This window comes from Nocardia sp. NPDC051030 (genome assembly GCF_040683015.1).
Lineage (GTDB): Bacteria > Actinomycetota > Actinomycetes > Mycobacteriales > Mycobacteriaceae > Nocardia.
The window spans coordinates 385,219-410,596 of the sequence record NZ_JBFBCD010000009.1 but is presented as its reverse complement, the minus strand read 5'-3'; the positions used below and the strand labels follow the sequence as shown (position 1 = coordinate 410,596).

Here is a 25,378-nt window from a genome sequence, read left to right as displayed (position 1 = left end):
TCACGCCTGCGCCACGGGTAGCCACCGCGCCACTTCCGCCGCACGGCTACCCGAGGCGGTGACCCGCGCCGACTCCACCGCCTCCTCGAACGTCAACAACCCGGTAGCCAGCAAAAGCCAAGTCCGAGCATCGGTTTCCACCACATTCGGCGGCGTCCCCCGAGTATGCCGAGGCCCCTCGATGCACTGCACCGCCACAAACGGCGGCACCCGAACCTCGACCGACGCCCCCGGCGCATCCGCCGCCAACGCCCGCGCAGTCCCCCGCACGGCAGCCGCCAACTCGGCCCGCGCCGGAGCCCCAACGCTCTCGTCCCGCAGCCACTCCCCCACAGCCGCCACCGCGGCCCGCAATTCCCCCGGATCCATCGCTCCTCGCGCCACGCCAGCGAGGCTACCTCCGCCCACCGACACCCCGGAGCCACGCCGGGGAATGACGGTGCGGTGAAGCGGAGTCCGTAGGCCGAGGAGGTTTCCGCCCGGGCAAGGTGCCGCCGACTGGTACTCGCCACCGGGCTGACGGTGGAGCCGGTCAGGTCGGATCGGGCGATACCTGGCCGGACAATATGAGGCGGGCCAGGATCGGGGCGATCGCGCCTCCGGCGTTCATCGCCAGGTGCAGGAGGGCCGGGGCGGTGGCGCTGCCGGTGTGGCGGCGGAGGCGGGTGAACAGGAGGCCGCCGAGGGTTGTGACGGCGATGGTGGCGGGGACGGGATCGCCTACGCTGCGGGCGGGTTGGATGTGGGTCAAGCCGAAAGTCAGTGCGGCGAGCCATTCCCCGGGGCGGCCGAAGGCTTCTTCCAGGACAGGGTCGAGGGTGGCTCGGTAGACGAGTTCCTCGCTGAAGACGGTGCCCACGGGGATGTGTACTCCCGCCCACTCGGCCGCGTGCACGTCCGGGCCACGGTCCGCGAGTTCGGCGAAATGGCGGCGGGTGGAGGGAATGGCCAGGGCCGCAGCGTAACCGGAGAGGACCACGGCGGCCGCGGCGCTGCCGTAGGCAAGACCTCGCGGGGAGAACCAGTTCGGGCGGCCTCGGAAAGTCACCGCATATGCGGTCGCGAATGCGGCATTGGCGGCGGATCGGCCGCGGATGTTCAGATGAAAGGCGGGGAGGAGGGTGTTGGTCCACAGCAGTGGGAGAGAAAGGGCGGCAAGGGCTTTCAGGCGTGTGGTGGTGGGGCGCACGCTATTTGACCGTTCGCTCGTAGTCCTCGGCCAGTTCGACCTGGAGGCGGATGCGTTCGCGGAGTTCGGGGGTCCAGTCGGGGGGTTCGGCTATGGCGGCCCAGCCGTCCAGGACGAGGGAGCCGTAGCGGTGGCCGTGGCCGTCGCTGACGCCCTGGGCATTGGTGAGGTCGGCGGCGACCTGCCAGAAGGTGACGAAGGGCCACCAGCGCATTTGGGGGGTGACGTCGGGTCCGCGGGGTTCGGAGAGCCAATCCGGTTGGGAGAAAATGAGATCCGACGACCACCAGACGATGGGGTCGGAGGCGTGCTGGAGGTAGGCGATGCGGGGGCGACGCCAATCGGGGGAAGGTCTGTCGAGGTCGGGGGCGTCCCCGCCGAATCGGACCACCAGGCCGTCGGCATAGACGGGATCGATCTCGCGGGTGCCCGGATCGCGGCGGGAGACGAACTGCTCCCACAGCCGATTCGAATTGGGTGGTCCCACCCAGAGCGCGCCATCCACCTTGGAACGCAGATCGGCCAGACCGTCGAAGGCCGACTCGGAGCCTTGCGAGCCCAGGCTTTCCCCGTAGACAAGGAGTTTCGGGCGGGCGTTCTGCGGCTGCTGCTGCCAGCGTTGATAGATGGCGTCGAACATCTTCTTCCCGGCGACGGCGACCTTCTGTCGGTCAGCCAGAAAGGACAGCACGCTGGGCAGATACGAGTATTGCGAGGCCACGATGGCGGTGTCGCCGCCATACATGTACTCGAGCGCGGCGGTGCTGAGCGAATTCACCCAGCCGGTGCCGGTGGTGGTGACGATGACCAGCACCTTGCGGTCGAAGGCCCCGGTGCGCTCGAGTTCGGCGACGGCGAGCTCCTCCTCGGTGGCATTCGGGGCCGCCGATTGCAGGCCCACATACACCCGGATCGGTTCGCGCGCAGGCTTTCCGGTGACGGCGCTGATCAGCATGGGGTCGGGTCCGTGCGAGACGAACCAGCGCCCTTCGAAGCCGAGGGTCTCCCATTTGGCGAGCGAATCGGGGCTGCCGGAGCGTTCGGGTTTGGTCGGCTGCACCGCGTAATCGCTCATCTGGTCATTGCGCACGCTGAACGCCGAGTTGGCGACCGCGAAGAAGGCGCGGGTAGCGACGCCATTGAACAGCGTGATGACCAGGATGGTGAGCAGCAGCACGCCCACGGCGGGTGCGAAGGCGGGCGGCACCCGCACCCACCGGCTGAGCTGACGGGCGATGAACCGCACCAGTTCCCGCACCGTCCGGTAGGTCGCCACCACCAGCGCGCCGACCGCGAAACTCAGTCCGCCGGTGCGCAGGTACGCGGCGCGGGTGGTGCCCTCCATATTCATGAGGCCGAAGATCTCGCGCTGCCAGTCCGCGGACAGCACCAGCATGTAGGCGGCGACCATGGCGCATCCGACGACCACGAAGATCTTGACGAGGTAGCGCACCCATCCGGGCGGCGTCCCGATTCTGATCCGGGGCCGAATCCACTTGCGGAACAACCACTGCAGGACGCATCCGACGCCGTAGCCGAGGGCGGCGTTCACGCCGGAGATCAATCCTTGGAACAGCCAGTCGCGCGGCACCAGCGACGGCGTCACCGACCAGGCGAAGAACACGGTCGCCACCACGAGGCCGGTGTGATTGAGGTCGATGATGTCCTCGACGCGCCGGGCGGCCACCGCGATTCGCCGTCCCCAGCCACGCCGGAACAACGCGGAGCCGCGCGTGCGCAGCCGCGTCAGGACGTCGGCGGGGTCAAGCACCCGTCAAGTATGGACGTACGAGATCGGAATCCGGGGACGTGACGCTGTGAGAGGCACCTCGGGGACGGCGTGTCGAAGTGGTCCCCGGCCGGTGGGCGCGGTATTTACGTACGGCACTCGAGTAGTTGTACCCGGTCGAGCACCACCGGAGCGCGACAGACTCCATGCCATGAACACTCCCAGCGCAGAGTCCAAGAGCACCACGGCTTTTCTGGCTCAGGCCGCGATCGCGTTCGGAATCAGCTTCTCCGCCACCATCATCGGCATCCTGTATCTGCCGCTCGACGTCTGGCAGCGCGGATTCCTGTCGATGACCACGCTTTTCCTGGTGAGCAGCTGCTTCACCCTCGCGAAAGTGGTTCGCGACCAGCATGAGGCCTCGAAGGTGCACTCCCGCATCGACGAGGCCCGCCTGGAAAAGCTGATCGCGGAGCACGATCCGTTCAAGGTCGCCTCCTGACACAGGACACCCCGCCGGATCCGGTACGAGGGGTACGGATCCGGCGGGGTGTCGCTGTGGTTCGAACTCAGTGCTCGAAGGCTCCGAACAGCGCGGGCAGGGTGCCCTCGAAGGCGGTGCGCAGTTCGGTCAGCGGAATGCTGAACTGCCCCTGCACCTCCAGCTCGCTCGAGCCCTGATCGACGACACCGATGCGCACCCACGGCAGTTCGCGCGCCGAGCACATCTTGGTGAAGCGGGTCTCCTCCGAGCGCGGCACGGCGACCAGCACGCGTCCGGCGGATTCGGAGAACAGGGTGACGAACGGGTCTTCGCCCTCGGGAAGCAGGACGCGGCAACCGGTTTCGCCCGCGAGGGTGGCCTCGACGACGGCCTGGATCAGGCCGCCCTCGGACAGGTCGTGCGCGGCGGAGATCATGCCGTCGCGGGATCCGGCGGTCAGCACCTCCGAAAGCAGCTGCTCGCGAGCGAAATCGACCTTGGGCGGGACGCCGCCGAGGTGATCGTGCTCGACCTGCGCCCAGATGGAGCCGTCCAGCTCATCGCGGGTGTCGCCGAGCAGGATCAGGCTCTCGCCCGGCTCCAGGCCGAGGCCGGTCGGGATGCGGCGGTGCACATCGTCGATGACGCCGAGCACGGCGACCACGGGGGTCGGCAGGATGGCGGTCTGGCCGGTCTGGTTGTAGAAGGACACATTGCCGCCGGTGACCGGAATGCCCAGGGCCGCACAGCCGTCCGCCAGACCGCGCACGGCCTGCTGGAACTGCCACATGACGCCCGGATCCTCGGGGGAACCGAAGTTGAGGCAGTTGGAGACGGCCTTCGGGGTGGAACCCGTGGTGGCCACATTGCGGAAGGCCTCGGCCAGGGCCAGTTGCGCACCGGTGTACGGGTCCAGCTTGGTGTAGCGGCCCGACGCGTCGGTGGCGAGCGCGATGCCGCGACCGGACTCCTCGTCGATGCGAATGACACCGGCGTCGGCGTTCTCCGCGAGCACGGTATTGCCGCGCACGTAGCGGTCGTACTGCTCGGTGATCCACTTGCGCGAGCACAGCTGCGGGCTGGCGATCATCTTCAGCAGGGTGGCGCGCAGTTCCTCGCCGGTCTTCGGGCGGTTCAGCGCCTTGCTGGAATCGGCGATGAGCGCGTCCTGGTCGGCGGGGCGCTCGATCGGGCGCTCGTAGACCGGGCCCTGATGGGCGACGGTGCGCGGCGGCACATCCACGACGGTCTCGCCGTGCCAGGTGATGATGAGGCGGTCGCCCTCGGTGACCTCACCGATGACGGTGGCGAGGGTGTCCCACTTCTTGCAGACGGCCATGAAGGCGTCCACATTCTCGGGGGTGACGACCGCGCACATGCGCTCCTGCGATTCGCTCGACAGGATCTCGGCGGGGGTCATGTTCGCGGCGCGCAGCGGGACCTGATCCAGGTCGATGTGCATGCCGCCGTCGCCGGCCGCGGCCAATTCCGAAGTGGCGCAGGACAGGCCCGCGCCGCCGAGGTCCTGGATGCCGACGACCAGGCCCGCCTTGTACAGGTCGAGACAGCACTCGATGAGCACCTTCTCGGTGAACGGGTCGCCGACCTGAACGGCCGGGAGCTTCTTACGGCCGGAACCGGATTCGTCGCCGGAGAAGGTGTCCGAGGCGAGCACGGACACGCCGCCGATGCCGTCGAGGCCGGTGCGCGCGCCGAACAGAATGATCTTGTTGCCCGCGCCGGAGGCGAAGGCCAGGTGCAGGTCCTCCACCCGCATGACGCCCGCGCACAGCGCGTTCACCAGCGGATTGCCTTGGTACGAAGCATCGAACACGGTCTCGCCGCCGACATTCGGCAGGCCGAGCGAGTTGCCGTAACCGCCGACGCCGCGCACCACGCCGTCGACCACGCGCCGGGTGTCCGGGTGGTCGGCCGCACCGAAGCGCAGCTGGTCCATGACCGCGATCGGGCGCGCGCCCATCGCCATGATGTCGCGCACGATGCCGCCGACACCGGTGGCCGCGCCCTGGTACGGCTCCACATAGGAGGGGTGGTTATGCGATTCGACCTTGAAGGTGACCGCCCAGCCGTCGCCGATGTCCACCACGCCCGCGTTCTCACCGATACCGGCGAGCATGGACTTCTTCATCTCGTCGGTGGTGGTCTCACCGAAGTAGCGCAGGTGCACCTTGGAGGACTTGTAGGAGCAGTGCTCGGACCACATCACCGAGTACATGGCCAGCTCGGCATCCGTCGGCCGGCGGCCGAGAATCTCCTTGATGCGGGCGTACTCGTCGTCCTTGAGGCCGAGTTCCTTATAGGGCTGCGGGAGGTCCGATGTGGCCGCGGCGTTGCTGACGGTATCGACGTGGCTGGTCACGGGAATACCAGAGTCCTTTCGGCCGGGCAGGTCAGAACCGAGAACCGGCATGCTGGATATCGGCGAGATACTGGCCAGAGTCTAATTGCCGCCCGATCACCGCCTTCGACCACCTACGACTGTGTGCGAGAGCACTGCCGCGCGAGTCCGACCGGCGGCGGCACCCGCGCCGTGCATTGCCGGTCCGGGGAGGCACAACAGCTACTCTGTCCCGGTGAACGATCGATCCGGGGTCGCGGATCCGACCGAGAAACCCGTGTCCACACCGGGCGGACTGACACGACGGCAGTGGCAGTTGCTGGGGATCGCGGTGGCATTGTTCGCCGCCTCCGCGGCGCTCGGCACCTTCGCCCACTTCTGGCACGGCTACATCGACTTGCAGGTCTACCGCAATGGTGCGCGAGCCTGGTTGGACGGCAAGGACATCTACGGCCCGATGCCGCAGGTGTTCGGGATCGGACTGCCGTTCACGTATCCGCCGCTGGCCGCGCTGTTCTTCGCGCCGCTGGCGCTGATGCCGCTCGTGGTCGCGGAGTGGGCGGTGCTCGCGACATCCATGGTCGCGCTGGGCGCGACGCTGTGGGTGGTCCTGGATCGGGTTCGCCCGGCCATGCCCCGAGTGACACAGATCAGCCTCGCGATCATCGGCGTCGCGCTCCTGCAGCTGCTGGAACCGATCCGGCAGACCTACGGTTTCGGGCAGATCAATGTGGTGCTGATGGCCGCCATCGCGCTGGATTGCCTGGTGCGCAAGCCGTTCTGGCCGCGCGGCATGCTGATCGGCATCGCGGTGGCGGTGAAGCTGACGCCCGCCGGTTACCTGCTCTTCTTCCTCCTGCAGCAGGACTGGAAGGCCGTGGGCGCGCAGGTGCGGGCGGCGTGCACGCCGTTCTCGGCGCGCGGCGCGCTGGCCGCGATCGTGCTGCCCGCCAAGGCGATTCCGCGTCCCGCGCTCACGCTGGTGCTGTCCACGGCCGGTGCGATCGCGGTGGGCTGGCTGATCTTCCCGAAGGATTCGCCGCAGTACTGGTTCCACACCCTGTCCGATACCGGGCGCATCGGCCCGCCCTGGTTCGCGGGCAATGAATCCCTGAAGGGCTTCGCCTTCCGCCTCGGCGTCTCCGATTCGGTGGCCACGCTGATCTGGGTGGTGCTGTCCGTCCTCGCCGTCGCGCTGGCCGCCATCTGGATGAAGCGCCTGCTCGACGCGGGCGCGCGGGCCGCCGCCCTGATGGTGAATGCCGGTGCGGTGCTGCTGATTTCCCCCGTGTCCTGGTCGCACCACTGGGTCTGGATCGCGCCCGCCCTCATCGTGGCCGCCGACGCCATCGCCCGCGGCCGCCGCAGCCCGCTGTTCCTCGGCGCGACCGCCCTGGCCGTGCTCATGTTCGCGGTCGGCCCGCAATGGCTGCTCCCCCACGACCATGACCGCGAACTCACCTGGTCCTGGTGGCAGCAGATCCTCGGCAGCAGCTACGTCCTGTTCACCTTCGCGATCTTCATCGTCGCAGTCGTGACCTATCGCCCGGCCGCAAAGACGCCCGAGTCTGCCCTCACATAAGGGTCATCAAGATCAGGGAGCTCTGGTGGCGGGATTCGAGGCCCGTTTCTACCGTGAGAGCTCCTTGATCTTGGTGTGTGCGGGTGCGCTAGCGCGGGGCTTCGGGGGTTAAGAAGGCGGCCAAGGCGGCGGCGTAGGCGGGAACGTCTGCCGCGCCCATCATTTCGCGGGCCGAGTGCATGGCGAGTTGGGCTGCGCCTACGTCGACGGTGGGCATGCCGGTGCGGGCGGCGGTCATCGGGCCGATGGTGGAGCCGCAGGGGAGGTCGGCGCGGTGGACGTAGCGCTGCAAGGGGACATCGGCTTGGGCGCAGGCCAGGGCGAACGCGCCCGCGCCGGTGGCATCGGTGGCGTAGCGGAGGTTCTGATTGACCTTGAGGACCGGGCCGCCGTTCACCTCGATGCGGTGCAGGGGTTCGTGGCGGTCCGGATAGTTCGGGTGGGTGGCATGGGCCATATCGCCGGAGGCGCAGACGCTTCCGGCGAGGGCGGCGAGGTATTCGGCGCGGCCGCCGCCGCGGGTGAGGACGATGCGTTCGAGGACGGTGGAGAGCAGTTCGGACTGTGCGCCACGATCGGATTGGCTGCCGACCTCCTCGTGGTCGAACATGGCGAATACCGGAACCGCCACGCCGGGTTCGGCTATGGCGGCCAGGAAGGCGCGCAGACCGGAGTAGCAGGTGCCCTGATTGTCGAGGCGGGGCGCGCTGACCAGATCCAGGTCGCGACCGATCAGCTTGGACGGCACCAGGTCGTGGGTCATGAGTTCCCAGCCGAGCACGGCCTCGGCCTCGATGCCGGAGCGTTCGGCGATGAAGGCCATGAACGAGCGCGCTTCGCCGCCGATCCCCCACACCGCGTTCACATGCCGCTGCGGGTCGAGGGTGACCCCGCGCCGGTCCTCGGACAGGTGGATGGCCAGCTGCGGCACCCGCAGGATCGGTTCGTCGATACGAATCAGGCGCTCCCGCACCACGTTTCCGTCGCGCACCGAGAGCCGCCCGGATATGCCGAGGTCGCGGTCGAGCCAGGAGTTGAGCCAGGCCCCGCCGTAGGGTTCGAGGCCGACCATCTGCCAGCCCGCCACCGCCGTGTCGGGATGCTGTTTCACGCGCAGATTGGGGCTGTCTGTGTGCGCGCCGACGACGCGGAAGGGGGTGGCCTGCCCGGTGCGGAATCCGGTGGGCGCACCGGGGCCGCCATCGGCCCAGGCTACGAGGGAGCCGCCGCGCACCACGTAATAGCGGCCCGCACTGCTCGACGGCCACGGCGCGGATTCCGAGAGCCGGGTGAAGCCGTGGTCGTCGAGTTCCGCCGCCACGGTGCGGCACACGTGGAACGGCGACGGGGAAGCATCGATGAATTCACACAGTCCGGCGGCGGTCGCGGTGGTCTCGGCAACTGGCATGAACGCAATCCTAAGCATTCACGGTTCAGTTACTGCTGAACAGGCTGGGAGGTTACGCGATTTCGCTGACGGGGGTGACCCGGTCCGGCACCGGCACCTCGGCGACCCGCTCCAGCAGGCGCAGCAGATCCAGGTATTCGTCGCCGCCGAGGCGGCGGCGGAGTTCGGCCTCGGCGCGCATCTCCTCGACACGCACCTCCTCCACGAGGTCCGCCCCGCGCCGACTCAATCCGATCAGGATGCGGCGGCGGTCATCGGCGGCGGCGACGCGGAAGATGAGTCCGCGTTCGGCCAGGTGGTCGGCGTGCCGGGTGGCGGAGGAGGGCGGTAGCTGGGCGCGCGTGGCCAGCTCGCTCATGGTTATGCCAGTTTCCGGCGATAGGTTGGTGAGCATGCACCATTGGTCGGCGGTCAGCCGTCTGGCGCACAATGCGGCGTCGAGGTGACGAAGCCAACTCCGCTCCGCGGCCCGCAGCGCTCCATGCAGGGTGGAAATGCCACCTAGAATTGTCGCCATATTTCCCGCCCGTCAAATCCGCTTGAACGAGGGGAAGAGTAACCGATGACCCCGTTCGGCGTGAATCCCGAAAATACTATCGAGATCCTCAACATAGTGCCCCAGCAGGGACCCGGCGGTATCTTCGCGCCATCCTGTGAGGCCGCAATTTCCCTCGCCGTCGAAGAAATCAACACGGGGACAGGAATTCTCGGACGAGAATTGCGGGTCACCCACATCGACGGCGGCCGCGAACCGGCGGAAGTGGCACAAGAAGTGTCTGCCCTGCTGGCCACGGGAATGGTGCACGCCCTCACCGGCTGGCACACCTCCGCCGTACGGCGGGCGGTGGCGCGGGTGACCGCGGGCCGGGTGCCGTATCTGTTCGCCACCGATCATGAGGGCCTGGATGAGCGCATGCCCGGGCTGTTCATGATCGGATCCGATCCCACCCGGCAGATCCTGCCCGCGCTGCGCTGGCTGCGGCGCGAACTGGGGGCGCGACGCTGGGCCATCATCGGCAATGACTATGTGTGGCCGCGGCGCACGGCCGAGGTGGTGCGCGGCGAATTGGCCGACCGCGCGGGCTCACTGGAACGGTCGGTGCCGCTCGAACAGTTCGTGCCGATGGGCACCAAGGATTTCGACGAGTTCCTCGCCGACCCGCTGCTGGATCAGGTGGACGGGGTGATCGTGCTGCTGGTGGGTGCGGATGTCTCGCGCTTCAATCGGCAGTTCGCCCGGCTCGGACGCGATGACAAGCAGCTGCGGGTGAGTCCGGCGGTGGATGACAATGTGCTGCTCACCGGTGGCCGCGCCGCGAATCGGAATCTGTATGTGCCGTCGAGCTTCTTCATCAACGGCGCCGAGGGACGGGATCGGCGGGCGCGCTATGAGCGGCTGCACGGCGGGTTCGCGCCCGCGCTCACCAACTTCAGCAATACCGAGTACGAGGCCGTGCATGCCCTGCGCGCAATGGCGAAGGCCGCGGGCTCACTGAGCGTTGCCAGTGTGCACGCGGCCGTCGCGGAGGGCGCGATTCTCGAAACACCTTCCGGCGAGATAGGTTTCGCCGGTAATCAGGTGGTGCGCCCGGGCTATATCGCCCGGGCCGACGGGGTCGAGTTCGAGATACTCGACCGCATCTGCTGAAACGCTGGTTACCGAAAGATCAGGCGGAGACGAGCGCGTCCAGCACGGACAGGAACATGCCCAGGCCGTCGTCGCTCGGACCGGTGAGCGGTTCGGTGGAGTGCTCCGGATGCGGCATCAGGCCGACAATGCGGCCGTCCGCGGAGGAGATGCCCGCGATATTGCGCTGCGAACCGTTCGGGTTCTCGCCGGAGTAGCGGAAGACCACGCGGCCCTCGCCTTCCAGCTCGTCGAGCACGGCATCGGAAGCCTGGAACCGGCCCTCGGCGTTCTTGACCGGGATCAGGATCTGCGCGCCCGGCTCATAGCGGGAGGTCCAGGCGGTCGAGGTGTTCTCGACGGCCAGCCACTGATCGCGGCAGACGAAGTGCAGGCCCTCATTGCGGGTGAGCGCGCCCGGGAGCAGGCCCGCCTCGCAGAGGATCTGGAAGCCGTTGCAGATGCCGAGCACGGGCATGCCCCTGCCGGCGGCCTGCACGACCTCACCCATGACCGGGGCCATCGAGGCGATCGCACCGGCGCGCAGGTAGTCGCCGTAGGAGAAGCCACCGGGCACGACGACCGCGTCGACACCCTTCAGGTCGGCGTCGGCGTGCCACAGGCTCACGGCCTCGGCACCCGCGAGCCGGACGGCGCGGGCCGCATCGACATCATCGAGCGTGCCCGGGAAGGTGATGACTCCGATGCGAGCGCTCACAGCCGGACGACCTTCCATTCCTCGATGACCGTGTTGGCCAGCAGCTGTTCGGCGATCTGCTCGAGTTCGGCGTCGCTCACGGCGTCGTCCACATCGAGTTCGAATCGCTTGCCCTGCCGCACATCCGAGATTCCGGGGTGACCCAGACGCCCCAGCGCGCCGATGATGGCCTGTCCCTGCGGATCCAGGATTTCGGCCTTCGGCATCACCTCGACCACGACACGTGCCACGCGTTGCTCCTCAGCTGGTGGGGCGGCGCTCGGCACGACCATTGGAGTGCACGCGGCCGAGCGGGGGTTTCGCTGATCAGGGTAGTTGGCGCGCCCGGCGCACGTGCCGCCGGGTCGGACCCTCCGCGCGTGCGTGGCGCACGCCACATGTGCCCGAGCTACCGTGGCCATATGCGCATAGCCCATTTCGGACACTCGTGCCTGCTCGTGGAGATGGATGGAACCAAGGTCCTTTTCGATCCGGGCACTTTCTCGCACGGATTCGAAGGCATTACCGGACTGGATGCCATTGCCGTCACGCATCAGCATCCGGACCACATCTGCCCGAATCGCATCGAGGCGCTGATCGCCGCGAATCCGCAGGCCCGGCTGCTGTCGGATCCACAGACGGCGCAGCAGCGCGGCGAGCCGTGGGAGGCCGTGTACGCCGGAAACGTCCTGAAAGTCGGCAATGTCCAGGTCACCGGTGGTGGTGGCAGGCATGCCGTCATCCACCCGGAGATCCCGGTCATCGACAACACCGTCTTCCAACTCGGCAGCACCGACGACCCGTCCCGGTTCGTCCACCCCGGCGATTCCCTCTGGGTCCCGCCGACCCCAGTCGGAGTGCTGGCAATCCCCGCGGTCGCCCCATGGATGCGCATCAGCGAAGCCGTCGACTACCTGCGCGCCGTAAATCCCATGGCAGCCTTCCCCATCCACTTCGGCATCATCGTCCCGGAAGCCCAGGGCATCTATTTCGGTCGATTGAACGAAATGAGCCCATCGAATACCGAATTCCGAGTCATTCAACCCGAGGATCACGCCGAATTCTGATCACCCGCGACATCCACGCCGGTATCGGTGAATCCGCGCCCGCCCAGAACCGTCCCGACGAATTCACGGATCGCGGCGGGCTGCGCGGCACCGGAATAGCCGAAGGGCGACAAGGGGATCGACGAATCCACCGACCGGGCGTAGGTCAGCGCGTGTAGGAGGCGAGGAACAGGGCCTCGGCCAGTGCCATGTGTTCGATTTCGGTGGGGTCCACGCTTTCATTGGGGGCGTGGATCAGGCAGGTGGGCTCCTCTACGCCGATGAGCATGATCTCCGCGTCCGGGTAGGTGTCGGCGAAGACATTGCAGAGCGGGATGGAACCGCCCTGGCCCATGGTGGTGGCCTCGCGGCCGTAGGAGGCGGCGAAGGCCTGCTCCATGGCGGAGCGAGCCGGGCCGCCGGTGCCGGAGCGGAAGGGGGAGCCGGTGGACTCCTTCTCGACGGTGACCTTGGCGTGCCAAGGGGTATTGGATTCCAGGTGGGCGGTGAGCGCCTTGAGAGCCTGCTGCGGATCGGTACCCGGCGGGATGCGCAGGTTGAGGCGGGCGGCGGCGCGAGGCTGAATGGCTGCGGCGGAGCCGACGACCTTGGGGGCGTCGATGCCGAGCACCGTCAAAGCCGGTCGCGCCCAGAGCATATCGGCGATCGAGCCGGAGCCGACCAGGTCGACGCCGTCCAGAACACCGGCGTCGGAACGGAATTGCGCCTCCGGGTACTGCACGCCGTCCCACTTCTGGTCATTGGTGAGTCCGGCGACGGTGGTATTGCCGTCGGCATCACGCAGGGTGGCCAGCAGGTGGATGAGGGCGGCGAGCGCATCGGGCGCGGCACCGCCGAACATGCCCGAATGCATTTCGCTGGCAAGGGTTTCCACGGTGACGACCACATTCACGGTGCCGCGGAGCGTCTCGGTGAAGGTGGGCGTGCCGACCGCGAAGTTGCCGCAGTCGGCGACCACGATGGCGTCGGCGCGCAGCAGATCGGCGTGCTTGGGAACGAAGTCCTCCAGGCCGCCGGTGCCTTGTTCCTCGGAACCTTCGGCAATGAGCGTCAGGCCGACGGGGTAGTCGCCACCGCCGAGCTGCCGCAGGGCACGCAGGGCGGTCAGGTGCATGACGATATTGCCCTTGCAGTCGGCCGCGCCGCGCCCATACCAGCGGCCGTTCTGCTCGGTGAGCTGCCAGACCGGTGTGCGCCAGGCGTTTTCGTTCAATGGGGGCTGCACATCGTAGTGGCAGTAGAGCAGCACGTGCGGCGCACCGGGCGGGCCGGGGCGACTGGCCACCACGGCCTGTGAGCCGTCGGCGGTCTCGTGCAGCCCGACATCGGTGAGGCCCTCGGCGGCGAAGGCGTCGGCCACCCATTGCGCGGCCTTATGGCACTCCTCGATCGGGAACTGGCGTTCGTCGTAGACCGACTTGAACGAAACCAGTTCGGTCAGATCGCTTTTGGCCTGCGGCATGAGCGCCTGTACCGCGGTGCGCAGTGCGGCGGTCCGGGAGTCATCGGCAGCCCCAGCGTTTTTGGTCATCAGCCCTCCTGTTGTCAGTGATCCGTCTCGGATTTCACCGTGTTCCCAGTCTTCAGGGTGCCGGTTTTCTGAAGATAGGCGGCAAGCCGGTCGGGGCAATAGGTTTCGATGGCGAGGGCGGTCGCGGTGAAGATGTCGCGATCGGCGATGACCGGCCGGCTGCCGGGACCACTGGCCCCATTGCTGATCGCGGCATCGTATCGGGCCTTGATCAGCGGCGAATCGGGGTCCTGGCACACCAGTCCGCCGTCCTCGCCGAGCGCGTCGGCGATCACCTGCGGGTCCGGCGCGGCCAGTCCCGCCTCGATGAGCCGCGATTGCAGCACCTGTGCGCGGCGTAGCGAATCCTCATTGTCCTGATGCCGCTGGAACACGATCATGCCCGCGACGGCGACGGCCACCAGCGCCACCGCCACCGACAGGTAGGTGATCCGCCGCACCGAATCGCGGACGTCCCCGGTTTCGGTCATGCCAGCGCCTCCTCGGGAGCCCCGGTCTTCCAGGCGGGTTTGCGGAATCGCAGGAACAGGAACGGAATCAGCAGGCCGACCACACCCATGCCGAGCCCGATGAGCAGCACATAACGCAGGCCATTGCCGCTGCCGTACTGCGAGGGCGGCACGAAGCCGATCAGGAAGGCCGCGATGGAGGAGACGGTGCCCAGGCCGCACAGCGCGATCAGAGCCGGTGCCTTGTATCCGCGCGGATGATCAGGCTGATTGCGCCGCAACCGAATCGCCGCGATGAACATGAGCACGTACATGATCAGATACACCTGTGTGGTGATCACCGACAGAATCCAGTAGGCGCTGGAGACATCGGGGATGAAGGCGTACAGCAGCGCCAGCAGCGTGGTCACCACGCCCTGCGCCACCAGCATGTTCTGTTGCACCCCATGCTTGTTCACGCGCGTCAGGATCGGCGGCAGGTAGCCCTCGTTGCGCCCGATCAGCAGCAGTCCCTTGGACGGTCCGGCCAGCCAGGTGAGCATGCCGCCGAGCGCCGCCGCGACCAGCATGACGCCCAGGATCGGGGTCAGGAATCCGATGTGGAAGTGATTGAAGAAGCCGTCGAACGCCTGCATGACACCGGCGGTGAGGCTGAGGTTCTGCGACGGCACCACCCAGCTGATCACCACGGCGGGCACGATGAAGATGAGCAGCACCAAGCCCACCGCCATGGCCATGGCCCTCGGGTATTCCTTGCCCGGATCGCGCAGCGAGGACACGTGCACGGCGTTCATCTCCATGCCCGCGTAGGACAGGAAGTTATTGACGATGAGCACCAGGCTGGCCAGGCCCGTCCACGCCGGGAACAGGTGTGAGGAGTCCATCGGCGCGGCGGAGGCATTGCCCTGCGCCAGGAAGACGAAGCCCAGGATCACCAGCAGCACACCGGGAATCAGGGTTCCGATGATCAATCCCATACTCGACAGTCCCGCAACGGTTTTGGTGCCCTGCGAGGACACGAACACCGCCGCCCAGTAGATCGTGATGATCACAATGGCCACGTAGACGCCATTGGAGGCCAGCGACGGATTGATGATGTAAGCGAAAGTGCTTGCCACATAAGCCAAGAGGCTCGGGTAGTAGAAGATCGTCATGGCGAACTGGCACCAGACCGCCAGGAACCCCATGGGTTTCGAGATGCCCTCCCCCACCCACTTGTAGACTCCGCCGGTCCAGCCGGAGGCCAGCTCGGCCGCCACGAACGCGGTCGGCAGCAGGAACAGCAGTGCGGGCAGCAGATACAGGAAGACGCAGGCCAGGCCATAGACGGCCATGGTGGGTGCGGCGCGCAGGCTGGCCACCGAGCTGGTGGTCATGAGCGCCAGGGTCACCCAGGACATGTACTTGGTGGCCGTCGCCGCCTTGGTCGTCGTCGTGCCGGACATTCCCGGTCACCGATCCTTTCCGAAAGCGTCTGGACTACAACGGAATTCAGAACACCGAGAAGTGGCCGGCGCGCGCGAAGGCCTCCAGGGCCACCGCACCCGATACCGAATTGCCCTTCTCGTCCAATCCCGGACCCCATGCGGCTATCGCACAGCGATCCGGGACGACGGCCAGGATCGCGCCGCCGACACCACTCTTGCACGGCAGTCCCACCCGATACGCGAATTCACCGGCCGCGTCATAGGTGCCACAGGTGGTCATGAGTGCGATGAGGTGCCGGGCGTCGGCGCGTTCCAGGAGGCGGGAGCCGTCGGCGCGCAGGCCGTGCCGGGCGACGATAAGTCCGGCTTTGGCCAGTTCAGCGCAGGTGATGCTGAAGGAGCACTGCCGGAAGTAGTGGTCCAGCGCGAGGTCGACGGGATTGCGCATATTGCCGAAGCTGGCCATCAGGTATCCGATGGCGCGGTTGCGATCTCCACTGCGCAGTTCGGATTCGGCGATGACGCTGTCGACTTCGAGGGAGCGGTTCCCGGTTTCGGCGCGGAAGAAATCCCGGAGCGTGGACACGGCATCGCCGGTATCGGCCAGCAATTGATCCGCGACCACGATGGCCCCCGGATTGATGTACGGATTGCGCGGTATGCCCGCTTCGAGTTCCAGCTCGATGAGGTCATTGAAGGGCATGCCGGACGGCTCACGATGCACCCGATCCCAGATCGCACCGTCCTGACGACCGAGGACCAGCGCGAGGGCGAAGACCTTCGAGATGCTCTCGATGGCAAACGGGACGTCGACATCGCCGTCGCCGTACACCTGCCCATCCACGGTGGCCACCGCGAACCCGAACTGCTTGGGATCCACCGAGGCCAGGCCCGGAATGTAGTCGGCGACCGCACCTTCCCCGATGTGCGGCGCCGTAGTGGACATCACCTGCTCGATGACATGCCGATAGTCCATATCGGTGAATAGTAACTGTTCAGCAACTATCTTCGGATAACGAAACGGTAGCTTGCAGAACCAGTTTCGATGACCATGGAACTGGAGCCCACTCCCCGGCAAACCCATGCCGTGAGCACCACCGGAGGCCACATGACCGGCAATCCTGAATCCGACGACCTGTTCGCCATGCCCGGCCTGCGCCGCAGCGCCCCCAAGGCGGGCTTCCCCGACACGGAGATGTTCCCCCAGGTCGCCTACGAGGTGGTCCACGACGAGCTCATGCTCGACGGTGTGTCCCGGATGAACCTGGCCACCTTCTGCACCACCTGGATCGACGATCAGGCCCGCCGGTTGATGGCCGAATCCCTGGACAAGAACATTGTCGACAAGGACGAGTACCCGCAGACCGCCGAACTGGAGAAGCGCTGCGTACGCATGGTCGCCGACCTGTGGCATTCGCCCGATGCGGCCGGCACCCTGGGCACCTCCACCACCGGCTCCAGCGAGGCCGCCATGCTCGGCGGGCTCGCGGCCAAATTCCGCTGGCGGCAACGCGGTGGCACCGGCATGCCGAACTTCGTCTGCGGCCCGGTCCAGGTGTGCTGGGAGAAATTCGCCCGCTACTTCGATGTGGAGATCCGTCAGATACCGCTGCGCGGCGACCGGCTCACCATGCACCCGGACGATATCGCCGCCTACTGCGACGAGAACACCATCATGGTGGTGCCCACCTTCGGCCAGACCTTCACCGGACTGTTCGAGGATGTCGCCGGAATCAGCAAGGCCCTGGACGACCTGCAGGCCAAGACCGGCCTGGACATTCCGATCCACGTCGACGCCGCCAGCGGTGGCTTCCTGGCACCCTTCTGCGCACCGGATCTGGTGTGGGACTTCCGATTGCCGCGCGTGAAGTCGATCAATGCCTCCGGCCACAAGACCGGCCTGGCACCGCTGGGCGCGGGCTGGGCGATCTGGCGCGAGGCCGCCGACCTGCCCCCGGACCTCATCTTCAATGTCGATTACCTCGGCGGCAGCATGGCCACCTTCAATCTCAATTTCTCCCGGCCCGGCAGCCAGGTGATCACGCAGTACTACGAGTTCATCCGATTGGGGCGCACCGGATATCGGCGCGTGCAATCCGAGATCTACCGCACCGGACAGCATCTCGCGGCCAAGCTCACCGAAATCGGGCCGTTCGAACTGATTCACGACAGCGATCCGCAGCACGGCATCGCGGCCGTGTCCTGGCGGCTGAAGGGAGATCCGGGCTTCAATCTCTACGAACTCTCGGATCGGTTGCGCACCAGGGGCTGGCTGATCGCCGCCTACCCGCTGCCCGCCGACCGCGAGAACGAGACCATCATGCGGGCGCTCATCCGGCACGGCTTCAGCCACGACATGGTGGACCTGCTGCTCGCCGATATCGTCCGCGGCCTCGAACAACTCGCCAGGCATCCGCAGTCCACGCCGCTCACCAAGGAGGAAGCGGGCGGCTTCAACCACAATGCGACCGCGGCCGTACCCAGCAAGAAAGCCACGCCCGCCAAGGCGACGAAATGACCACCACCACGGGCGCGCACCGGAAGGCCACGACCAAATACCTGAGCGTCTCCGCACTCGGATTCACCACGGCCGCATCGATTGTCACCAGCCTGCGCGGCCTGCCCATGATGGCCAAGGAAGAGATGACGATGTTCTTCTACATCGGCTTCTCCACGGTCCTGTTCCTCATCCCGGCCGGGCTGGTGGCCGCCGAACTCGGTAGCGCGTTCGGCAAGCAGGCCGGTGGCCTGTACGCCTGGATCAGCGGGGCGTTCGGCAAGCGGGTCGGCTTCGCCATCATCTTCCTGTCCTGGATTCAGGTGATCGTCTTCTATCCCACCGGCATGAGCTTCGCCGCCGCGGGCGTCGCCTACGCCTTCGATCGGCCCGATATCGCGCAAAACCACGTGTATGTGGGCGTTTTCGCCATCGCCGCCTTCTGGCTGTGCACGCTGATCGCGTTCATCAGCAATCAGTTCGCGGCCAAGGTGACTCAGGCCGGATTCCTGCTCGGCACCGCCCTGCCGGGCATCATCCTGGTGCTCGTGTTCGTCTGGTGGATCAGCACCGGGCATTCGATCGGCTGGGAGCACACCAGCGATCCGGCGGTGACCACCGTGCAGGACGGCCACGACTCGCCACGGTTCTTCCCCTATATCGTCGGCCTGTCCGGGCTGGCGTTCCTGGCGGGCATCCTGCTGAATTTCGCCGGTGTCGAGGCGCAGGGCGTGCACGCCATGGAGTTGAAGGACCCGGCCAAGGGATATCCCGCCGCCATCATGATCGCGGCGGTAACGGCTTTCGCCATCTTCACCCTCGGCGCGCTCGCGGTCGCGGGCATCGTGCCGTATCACGCCATGGACCTCAATACGGGCCTGTTCGACGCCTTCGACTCCGGCTTCACCGAGATGATCCACACCACCTGGCCGGTGCGCATCCTGTCGATCCTGATCGCCTACGGTGCGCTCGCGGGCATCCTGGCGTGGATTCTGGGCCCCAGCCGCGGCGTCCTGGCCACCGCGCACGACGGCATGCTGCCGCCCGTGCTGCAAAAGGTGAATTCCCGTGGGGTGCAGGTGAACATCCTCATCATCCAGGGGATCGTGGTGTCGCTGCTGTCCTCGATCTACCTGTTCATGGACGACGTGAGCTCGGCGTTCTTCCTGATCTCCGCCATGGCCGTGAGCCTGTACCTGATCATCTACATGGTCATGTACGCGGCGGCCATCCGCCTGCGCTACACCCAGCCGGATCTGCCGCGCGCCTTCAAGATTCCGGGCGGCAAGATCGGCATCTGGCTGTTCGCCGGAATCGGTTTCCTGGCAGTGGCTTTCGCCTTCGTCCTGGCCTTCGTCCCGCCGTCGCAGCTGCCCATCGGCAGCCCGGCCACCTATGTCGCGCTGGTTGCGGGCGGCGCGATTGTGTTCTCGGCCGTGCCGCTGATCATCGAGCGAATGAAGAAGCCGTCCTGGGTGCCCCCGGACGAGGTGAAGGCGCAGGCCCTCGGCCCGAGCGCCGACACCTCACATTTGAACGTGTGAACAGTTCCCCGACGGGGTAACCCGCCTCCGGACGAGCAATCCGGAGGACAAATGGGGCGTGGCAGTGGAACCCACCGCCACGCCCCATTCCCTTTTCCTTATGCTCGCGGCATGAATCCGTACACCATCTTTTCCGACATCGTGGCCGGGCGCGCGCCTGCCAGCAAGGTCTACGAGGACGAAGATGTCATGGCGTTCATGGATATTCGGCCGGTGACTCCGGGGCATCTGCTGGTGATTCCCAAGGTTCCGGCGCGCAGCCTGGCCGAATTGGATCCGGAGTTGGGCGGCAAGCTGTTTCAGGTGGGGCAGCGGCTGGCTGCGGCGCTGCGGGAGTCGGAGGTGGGGTGTGACGGGGTGAATTTCTTCCTGGCCGACGGTGTGACGGCGGGGCAGGAGGTGTTTCATGTGCACCTGCACGTGATCCCGCGCACTCCGGGGGATGGGTTCGGATTGCGGGCGCGGGCGACCTCTCCGCCGCGCGCCGACCTGGACTACCTGGCCGGATCCATCCGCGGCGCGGCCTCGCGTGGCGCTGGTGATTCATAGCCTGACGGCATTACCATATGCGTACCGTCTGGTTTGCCAGCGACACGCCATACGCGGAATCTACCCCGTGACAGGCTGCTCTCGAGTTACGTTGGAACGCGATTGTGGTGGGCTGATGGAGGTGGGGACATGCGTAGAAGGGTCGTTGCCGCAGCGGTTTTCGCGATTGCGGCGGGTTTGCTCAGTCCGGTGGTGGCAACACCGGCAACCGCTCGAGCCGCTCAGGTCGTCCGCGTCGACGACCTGAATTCGACTCGCGCGGCGCTTTTCATCGACTCGCCCGCTATGGGGCGAACCATTCAGGTACAGGTGCTACATCCCGCCGGTGGCGGCGCGCGGCCGAGCTATTACCTCCTGGACGGTCTGGACCCGGGTGCGGCCCAGAGCACCTGGACCAATGCCACCGACGCCGAACCCTTCTTCCAGGGCCGCAATGTCAATGTGGTGATGCCGATTGGCGGCCAGGCCAGCTACTACACGGACTGGGCCTCCGACGACCCGCGCTTCGGCCGCTACAAGTGGGAAACCTTTCTGACAGAAGAACTTCCGCCGATCATCGACGGCTACTTCGCCGGTAACGGAGTGAACGCCATCGGCGGGCTGTCCATGGGCGGCATCGCGGCTTTCGTTCTGGCGGTACGGCATCCGGGCATGTACCGGGCCGTCGCCGGGTACAGCGCCTGCCCGGATCTCACCATCGCGCAGGGCGCGATCATGTTCTCCATCGCCAATCGCGGCGGCAACCCGTTCAATATGTGGGGCGGACCCGGCAGCGCGGACTGGGGAACACACAATCCGGCCGCCATGACCGAGGCGCTGCGCGGCAAGACCATCTACCTGTCCACCGGCACCGGCATCCCCGGCCCGCATGAGCTGGAGATCAAACCGCAGCTGCCGGAGAACATCTTCTTCGGCGGGCCCATCGAATCCGGGGTGGACGCCTGCGTCACCTCGTTCGAGAACCAGTTGCGCACGGCGAACATTCCGGCGCGCGTGGAACACAACCCGGTGGGCACACACTCGTGGTCGTACTGGCAGGACACCCTGCACGACTCGTGGCCGACCATCGGCGGCGCGATCGGCGCTTAGGCCGCTGAATCCGAAGACAGACCCGCAAGACCCGATCGAGCCCGGCCGGATCGAATCCGGCCGGGCTCGATCCGGATTCGAGTTGATCCCGGATCAGGCTCGAATCACGCGCCGGGCCGGTTGAATTCGCCATCCTTGGCGCCCGCCACGAACGCCTCCCATTCCCCGGGGGTGAAGATCAGCACCGTTCCCTCGGGGTCGCGGGAATCCCGCAGGCCGATGTTTCCGCTGGCCAGGAAGGCGATTTCGACGCCGTCGGCGCTGTCGTCCCCGCGCCGCCACACCGCGCCGGACTCGATCTCGCGATTCTTCGATTCATGAGAAATCTCGGGCACTTCGGACGCTCCCCTGGCCGATTACTGCGAGTACTGGACGGTGATGTGGATCGCACTCATGATGCCAGTGTTTGCGCCGGGTTCGGATCGGTTATCCCATTCGTGTCAGCGGAGAGGAGGAATGGTGCGTACGCCATGGTCTCAGCAGCGAGCAGCTCCCATCTCCGACAGCTGTTCGGTGGTCCCGGAGCGGTTCAATCCGGAGCTCGCCGACAGCATTTTGCGGATTCATAGAAGTTGCCCCACCGATTCATGTGCTCGCCGGAAGGCTGCGGTCTTCTACCTGTACGAGGAGCGGCGGCACCTGATTCCCGCGCGTTCGCGACGGCATCGTTAGCCGTTCAAGGTCGCGCCCGGCGGGACAGGCGTCGTAGCAGCCACACCACGACCAGGATCGAAATAACCGACATCACCGACAGCACAACGATCTTCACCACGGAATCACCGTCGGAGTCGAACCCGCGCACCGTTTCGGTGCGGTGGACGACCCGGCGGTAACCGCTGTCATCGGGGGCATTGGTGAAGGTGAAGTCGTGGGCGATCGCCGCTGGTGTGGAGATCAGCACGGTGAGTTCGGTCAGATAGTCGCGTCCGGAGGCGCTGAGCTGCCGTAGATCCGGATCGGACGAGCCGGAGACGCGCCCGGCGAAATCGACCGTCACCGTCTGCGCGGCGGCATCCGCGTCACTGCGCCGCACACGATGCTCGGCGAGCACGTACAGATGGACCGATTGGGTCCGGGTGGCGGCGCTCGACATACGCATCGGGTAGACCAACCGGTCGGATGCGAAGCTCACACGCACCGGATCGAGTTCGCCGGACAATGCGGTGGCCGTGAGCCGCATGGCCACGAAACTCCAGCCCTCACTCAGATACGGCTGCAAGGTGGCGATCACCTCGGGGCGCATCACATAGCCGTTGTCGCTCAACCACCGCTGGATACCCGTGACATCGCCGCCGGTCAGCGTGGTGGCCTCCAACGGACCCAATTCCACGCGGGCCAGGACCGTCGGCGCCTCGGTCGGAGCGGCGGCGCCCGCTCTATCCCCGCCGCCGGACTCGACCCGCCGATCGATGACCACCTCCGGCGCGGTGAGGCGCGTGAGTTCGGTGAAGGTGTCGCTTTTTCCCGCGGTGACGGTCGCGGGAGTGAGCGTCGGCACGATGAGCGCGGCCCGGTCGCCGCCGCTCCGCAGCGCCAGGCGCATGAGGATGGTCTCGGTGGTGCCATCCCAGCCGACCAGCGCCGTCTCGCCGTCCACCTGCACGGGCGTCCCGCCGTCAGGTATGGCGACGCCCCCGCACGCGCATGCGAAAGCCGGTGTGGCCAGGCTGATTCCCCCCGCGCCGAGCACGATGGCCACCACCGCGATCAGGCGCGCTGTCCTACGCAACAGCATGGCCGCGAGCCTAACGCCGCAGGCCCGTTCCGGGCATGTCATCGGATAGTCGCTAACGTGGTCCACATGCCTTTGGACAGTGGTAGCGCGACCTCAGTTTCCGGCGCGGTGGTGACGGCGCCGATCGCCAAGCGGGTGCCGACCGAGCGCGTGCACCACGGTGACGTCTTCATCGATGAGTACGAGTGGCTGCGGGACAAGGAGAATCCCGAGGTCATCGCCCATCTGGAGGCCGAAAACGCCTATACCGACGCACAGACCGAGAAGCTGCGGCCGCTGCGCGAGAAGATCTTCGACGAGATCAAGGGGCGCACCCAGGAGACCGATCTGTCAGTGCCCACCCGCATGGGCGACTACTGGTACTACTCGCGCAGCTTCGAGGGCAAGCAGTACGGCGTGCATTGCCGCTGCCCGATCGCCGATGCCGACGACTGGAATCCGCCGCAGCTCGAGGTCGACGCCGAGATCCCCGGCGAGCAGATCATGCTGGACTCCAATCTGCTGGCCGAGGGCCACGACTTCTTCTCGCTCGGCGCGTTCTCCCTCAGCCACGACGGTGACCTGCTGGCCTACTCGGTGGACACCGTCGGCGACGAGCGCTACGTGCTGCGCTTCAAGAACCTGGCCACCGGCGAGCTGCTCGCCGACGAGATTCCGGAGACCGCGCCCGGCGCGACCTGGTCCCTGGACGGCACGCACGTCTTCTATCAGACCGTGGACGAATCGTGGCGGCCCGACACCGTGTGGCGGCACCGCCTCGGCACCGCGCAGGCCGATGACGTCAAGGTGTTCCACGAGCCGGATGAGCGCTACTGGGTCAGCATCGGCGCGACGCGCTCGGAGAAGTACCTCGTCGTATGGGTCGGCTCGAAGATCACCAGTGAAGGCTGGATCCTGGAGTCCGACAACCCCGAGGGCGAATTCCGGGTGCTGCTGCCGCGCCGCGAAGGCGTCGAGTACTCGGCCGAGCACGCCGTGATCGGCGGCCAGGACCGGCTGCTCATCCTGCACAACGATGTCGTGGACGGGGTGAAGGCGGAGAACTTCGTCCTCGCCGAGGCCCCGGTGGCCGACCCGGCCGAGATGACCATCCTGATCCCGCACCGCGACGACGTGCGCCTGGAGGATGTCGACGCCTTCGCCGACAAGCTGGTGCTCAGCTACCGCCGCGAGGCGCTGCCGCGAGTCGCGGTGTGGCCGTTGACCGCCGACGGCTACGGCGAGGTCGACGAGATCGACTTCGATCTGGCGCTGTTCTCCGCCGGGCTCGGCTCGAACCCGGAATGGGAGCAGCCGACCCTGCGCATCGGCGTCACCTCCTTCATCACCCCCATGCAGGTCTTCGACTACGTGCCCGAGACCGGCGAGCGGCTGCTGCGCAAGGAACAGCCGGTGCTTGGCGGGTACGACGCCAAGGACTATGCGCAGCAGCGCGATTGGGCAGTGGCCGCGGACGGCACCCGGATTCCGATCTCGATCGTGGTCCGCAAGGACGCGCCCGCGGGCCCGAAGCCTTTGCTGCTCTACGGATACGGCTCCTACGAGGCCAGCATCGATCCGGGCTTCTCGGTGGCGCGGCTGTCGCTGCTGGATCGCGGCATGGTGTTCGCGGTCGCGCACGTGCGCGGCGGCGGTGAGATGGGACGGCTCTGGTACGAGCACGGCAAGACGCTCACCAAGAAGAACACCTTCACCGACTTCGTCTCCTGCGCACAGCATCTGGTGGATTCCGGCGTCACCGCCGTGGACCGCATGATCGCCGATGGCGGCAGCGCGGGCGGCCTGCTGGTGGGTGCGGTCGCCAATCTCGCGCCGGAGCTGTTCGCGGGCATTCTGGCCAATGTGCCGTTCGTGGACCCGCTGACCTCCATCCTCGACCCGTCCCTGCCGCTCACCGTGATCGAGTGGGACGAGTGGGGTAATCCCTTGGAGGACAAGGACGTCTACGAGTACATGAAGTCGTACTCGCCGTACGAGAATGTCGAGGCCAAGGACTACCCGGCCATTCTGGCCATCACCAGCCTCAATGACACCCGCGTGCTCTACACCGAGCCCGCCAAGTGGGTAGCCAAGCTGCGCGCCACCAAAACCGGCCACTCCCAGCTCATGCTCAAGACCGAGATGAGCGCCGGGCACGGCGGCGTCAGCGGCCGCTATGAGAAGTGGAAGGAAGTCGCCTTCGAATTCGCGTGGGTGCTCGACACCGTCGGGCTCGCCGACCGATAGTTGTCGGCCAGCTGAACTGGCCGTAGCTTCCGGCACTAGCTGGAAGAAGTGGACCCGACTCTTCACCGGACGGTGGGCAGTCGGGTTTCGCGCTTTCCGGGGGGATTGTCGACATCTTGACAATCGACCACTATTCGCGATCAACCTGGAACCTCGCACGATGGCCGGCGAAGTGTGGCTATAATTCAC

Annotated in this window: 24 protein-coding genes; 9 read left to right on the top strand and 15 right to left on the bottom strand. The window is 66.6% G+C overall.

The window, feature by feature from the left end:
- The 3 genes from AB0N05_RS29895 to AB0N05_RS29885 form a co-directional block, all read right to left on the bottom strand.
- Complete coding sequence (locus AB0N05_RS29895) at positions 1 to 369, bottom strand: sterol carrier family protein (RefSeq protein WP_364700123.1); 369 nt, start codon at positions 367 to 369, stop codon at positions 1 to 3.
- A gap of 163 nt (positions 370 to 532) precedes the next feature.
- Positions 533 to 1,189, bottom strand: a complete 657-nt coding sequence (locus tag AB0N05_RS29890; protein WP_364699921.1) for a CPBP family intramembrane glutamic endopeptidase — start codon at positions 1,187 to 1,189, stop codon at positions 533 to 535.
- A gap of 1 nt (position 1,190) precedes the next feature.
- On the bottom strand, positions 1,191 to 2,960 hold the full coding sequence (locus AB0N05_RS29885) for an alpha/beta-hydrolase family protein (protein WP_364699919.1): 1,770 nt from the start codon (positions 2,958 to 2,960) through the stop codon (positions 1,191 to 1,193).
- A gap of 169 nt (positions 2,961 to 3,129) precedes the next feature.
- Here AB0N05_RS29885 and AB0N05_RS29880 point away from each other — a divergent pair, with 169 nt between their 5' ends.
- Positions 3,130 to 3,420 carry a YiaA/YiaB family inner membrane protein gene (locus tag AB0N05_RS29880; protein ID WP_364699917.1) on the top strand — a complete coding sequence of 97 codons (291 nt, stop codon included), beginning with the start codon at positions 3,130 to 3,132 and terminating at the stop codon, positions 3,418 to 3,420.
- Positions 3,421 to 3,487: 67 nt separating this feature from the next.
- On the opposite strand, the gene purL is transcribed toward AB0N05_RS29880, so the two are convergent.
- Entirely contained in the window at positions 3,488 to 5,782 is a 2,295-nt protein-coding gene (gene purL / locus AB0N05_RS29875; RefSeq protein WP_364699915.1) for a phosphoribosylformylglycinamidine synthase subunit PurL, read from the bottom strand.
- Between the two features lie 214 nt (positions 5,783 to 5,996).
- Here purL and AB0N05_RS29870 point away from each other — a divergent pair, with 214 nt between their 5' ends.
- Positions 5,997 to 7,343 (top strand): glycosyltransferase 87 family protein, encoded by a 1,347-nt coding sequence (locus tag AB0N05_RS29870; RefSeq protein WP_364699913.1) that lies wholly within the window; start codon positions 5,997 to 5,999, stop codon positions 7,341 to 7,343.
- Between the two features lie 88 nt (positions 7,344 to 7,431).
- On the opposite strand, the gene AB0N05_RS29865 is transcribed toward AB0N05_RS29870, so the two are convergent.
- Together AB0N05_RS29865 and AB0N05_RS29860 are read right to left on the bottom strand one after the other, a co-directional pair.
- On the bottom strand, positions 7,432 to 8,751 hold the full coding sequence (locus AB0N05_RS29865; RefSeq protein WP_364699911.1) for a M18 family aminopeptidase: 1,320 nt from the start codon (positions 8,749 to 8,751) through the stop codon (positions 7,432 to 7,434).
- Positions 8,752 to 8,803: 52 nt separating this feature from the next.
- On the bottom strand, positions 8,804 to 9,268 hold the full coding sequence (locus AB0N05_RS29860; protein ID WP_364699909.1) for a MarR family transcriptional regulator: 465 nt from the start codon (positions 9,266 to 9,268) through the stop codon (positions 8,804 to 8,806).
- A gap of 45 nt (positions 9,269 to 9,313) precedes the next feature.
- On the opposite strand from AB0N05_RS29860, the gene AB0N05_RS29855 reads away from it, so the two are divergent.
- A complete protein-coding gene (locus tag AB0N05_RS29855) occupies positions 9,314 to 10,399 on the top strand; it encodes a substrate-binding domain-containing protein (protein WP_364699907.1) in 1,086 nt (361 codons plus the stop codon).
- A 19-nt stretch (positions 10,400 to 10,418) separates the two neighbouring features.
- Here the strand turns inward: AB0N05_RS29855 and purQ are convergent, their stop codons facing one another.
- On the bottom strand, positions 10,419 to 11,096 hold the full coding sequence (gene purQ, locus AB0N05_RS29850) for a phosphoribosylformylglycinamidine synthase subunit PurQ (RefSeq protein ID WP_364699905.1): 678 nt from the start codon (positions 11,094 to 11,096) through the stop codon (positions 10,419 to 10,421).
- Positions 11,093 to 11,326, bottom strand: coding sequence for a phosphoribosylformylglycinamidine synthase subunit PurS (gene purS / locus AB0N05_RS29845; RefSeq protein WP_067704605.1), 234 nt, complete (start codon positions 11,324 to 11,326; stop codon positions 11,093 to 11,095). Before purS ends, purQ begins: the two co-directional genes overlap by 4 nt.
- A 171-nt stretch (positions 11,327 to 11,497) precedes the next feature.
- Here purS and AB0N05_RS29840 point away from each other — a divergent pair, with 171 nt between their 5' ends.
- The gene (locus tag AB0N05_RS29840) at positions 11,498 to 12,142 is read left to right on the top strand and encodes an MBL fold metallo-hydrolase (protein WP_364699902.1); all 645 of its coding nucleotides are present in this window, start codon (positions 11,498 to 11,500) and stop codon (positions 12,140 to 12,142) included.
- Here AB0N05_RS29840 and AB0N05_RS29835 read toward each other — a convergent pair.
- The 5 genes from AB0N05_RS29835 to AB0N05_RS29815 are packed head-to-tail and all read right to left on the bottom strand — an operon-like array spanning position 12,127 to position 16,525.
- On the bottom strand, positions 12,127 to 12,273 hold the full coding sequence (locus AB0N05_RS29835) for a hypothetical protein (protein ID WP_364699900.1): 147 nt from the start codon (positions 12,271 to 12,273) through the stop codon (positions 12,127 to 12,129). The two genes, AB0N05_RS29840 and AB0N05_RS29835, sit on opposite strands and share 16 nt — an antisense overlap.
- A 14-nt stretch (positions 12,274 to 12,287) precedes the next feature.
- The gene (locus AB0N05_RS29830; protein ID WP_364699898.1) at positions 12,288 to 13,673 is read right to left on the bottom strand and encodes a dipeptidase; all 1,386 of its coding nucleotides are present in this window, start codon (positions 13,671 to 13,673) and stop codon (positions 12,288 to 12,290) included.
- Positions 13,674 to 13,687: 14 nt separating this feature from the next.
- A complete protein-coding gene (locus AB0N05_RS29825) occupies positions 13,688 to 14,143 on the bottom strand; it encodes a hypothetical protein (protein ID WP_364699896.1) in 456 nt (151 codons plus the stop codon).
- Entirely contained in the window at positions 14,140 to 15,567 is a 1,428-nt protein-coding gene (locus AB0N05_RS29820) for an APC family permease (RefSeq protein ID WP_364699894.1), read from the bottom strand. Before AB0N05_RS29820 ends, AB0N05_RS29825 begins: the two co-directional genes overlap by 4 nt.
- Before the next feature lie 46 nt (positions 15,568 to 15,613).
- Positions 15,614 to 16,525: a glutaminase gene (locus tag AB0N05_RS29815; protein WP_364699892.1), complete on the bottom strand. Its 912-nt coding sequence runs from the start codon at positions 16,523 to 16,525 to the stop codon at positions 15,614 to 15,616.
- A 69-nt stretch (positions 16,526 to 16,594) separates the two neighbouring features.
- Here AB0N05_RS29815 and AB0N05_RS29810 point away from each other — a divergent pair, with 69 nt between their 5' ends.
- The 4 genes from AB0N05_RS29810 (at position 16,595) to AB0N05_RS29795 (ending at position 21,228) form a co-directional block, all read left to right on the top strand.
- Complete coding sequence (locus tag AB0N05_RS29810) at positions 16,595 to 18,067, top strand: glutamate decarboxylase (protein ID WP_364699890.1); 1,473 nt, start codon at positions 16,595 to 16,597, stop codon at positions 18,065 to 18,067.
- Positions 18,064 to 19,590, top strand: coding sequence for an amino acid permease (locus AB0N05_RS29805; protein ID WP_364699888.1), 1,527 nt, complete (start codon positions 18,064 to 18,066; stop codon positions 19,588 to 19,590). Before AB0N05_RS29810 ends, AB0N05_RS29805 begins: the two co-directional genes overlap by 4 nt.
- Before the next feature lie 111 nt (positions 19,591 to 19,701).
- A complete protein-coding gene (locus tag AB0N05_RS29800; protein ID WP_364699886.1) occupies positions 19,702 to 20,139 on the top strand; it encodes an HIT family protein in 438 nt (145 codons plus the stop codon).
- A gap of 129 nt (positions 20,140 to 20,268) precedes the next feature.
- A complete protein-coding gene (locus AB0N05_RS29795; protein WP_364699884.1) occupies positions 20,269 to 21,228 on the top strand; it encodes an alpha/beta hydrolase family protein in 960 nt (319 codons plus the stop codon).
- 104 nt (positions 21,229 to 21,332) lie between these two features.
- Here AB0N05_RS29795 and AB0N05_RS29790 read toward each other — a convergent pair whose 3' ends face one another.
- Both AB0N05_RS29790 and AB0N05_RS29785 read right to left on the bottom strand, forming a co-directional pair.
- Positions 21,333 to 21,563 carry a DUF397 domain-containing protein gene (locus tag AB0N05_RS29790; protein ID WP_364699882.1) on the bottom strand — a complete coding sequence of 77 codons (231 nt, stop codon included), beginning with the start codon at positions 21,561 to 21,563 and terminating at the stop codon, positions 21,333 to 21,335.
- A gap of 341 nt (positions 21,564 to 21,904) precedes the next feature.
- Positions 21,905 to 22,963, bottom strand: coding sequence for a DUF2330 domain-containing protein (locus AB0N05_RS29785; RefSeq protein WP_364699880.1), 1,059 nt, complete (start codon positions 22,961 to 22,963; stop codon positions 21,905 to 21,907).
- A 66-nt stretch (positions 22,964 to 23,029) separates the two neighbouring features.
- Here AB0N05_RS29785 and AB0N05_RS29780 point away from each other — a divergent pair, with 66 nt between their 5' ends.
- Complete coding sequence (locus AB0N05_RS29780) at positions 23,030 to 25,189, top strand: S9 family peptidase (protein WP_364699878.1); 2,160 nt, start codon at positions 23,030 to 23,032, stop codon at positions 25,187 to 25,189.
- Positions 25,190 to 25,378 lie beyond the last annotated feature (189 nt).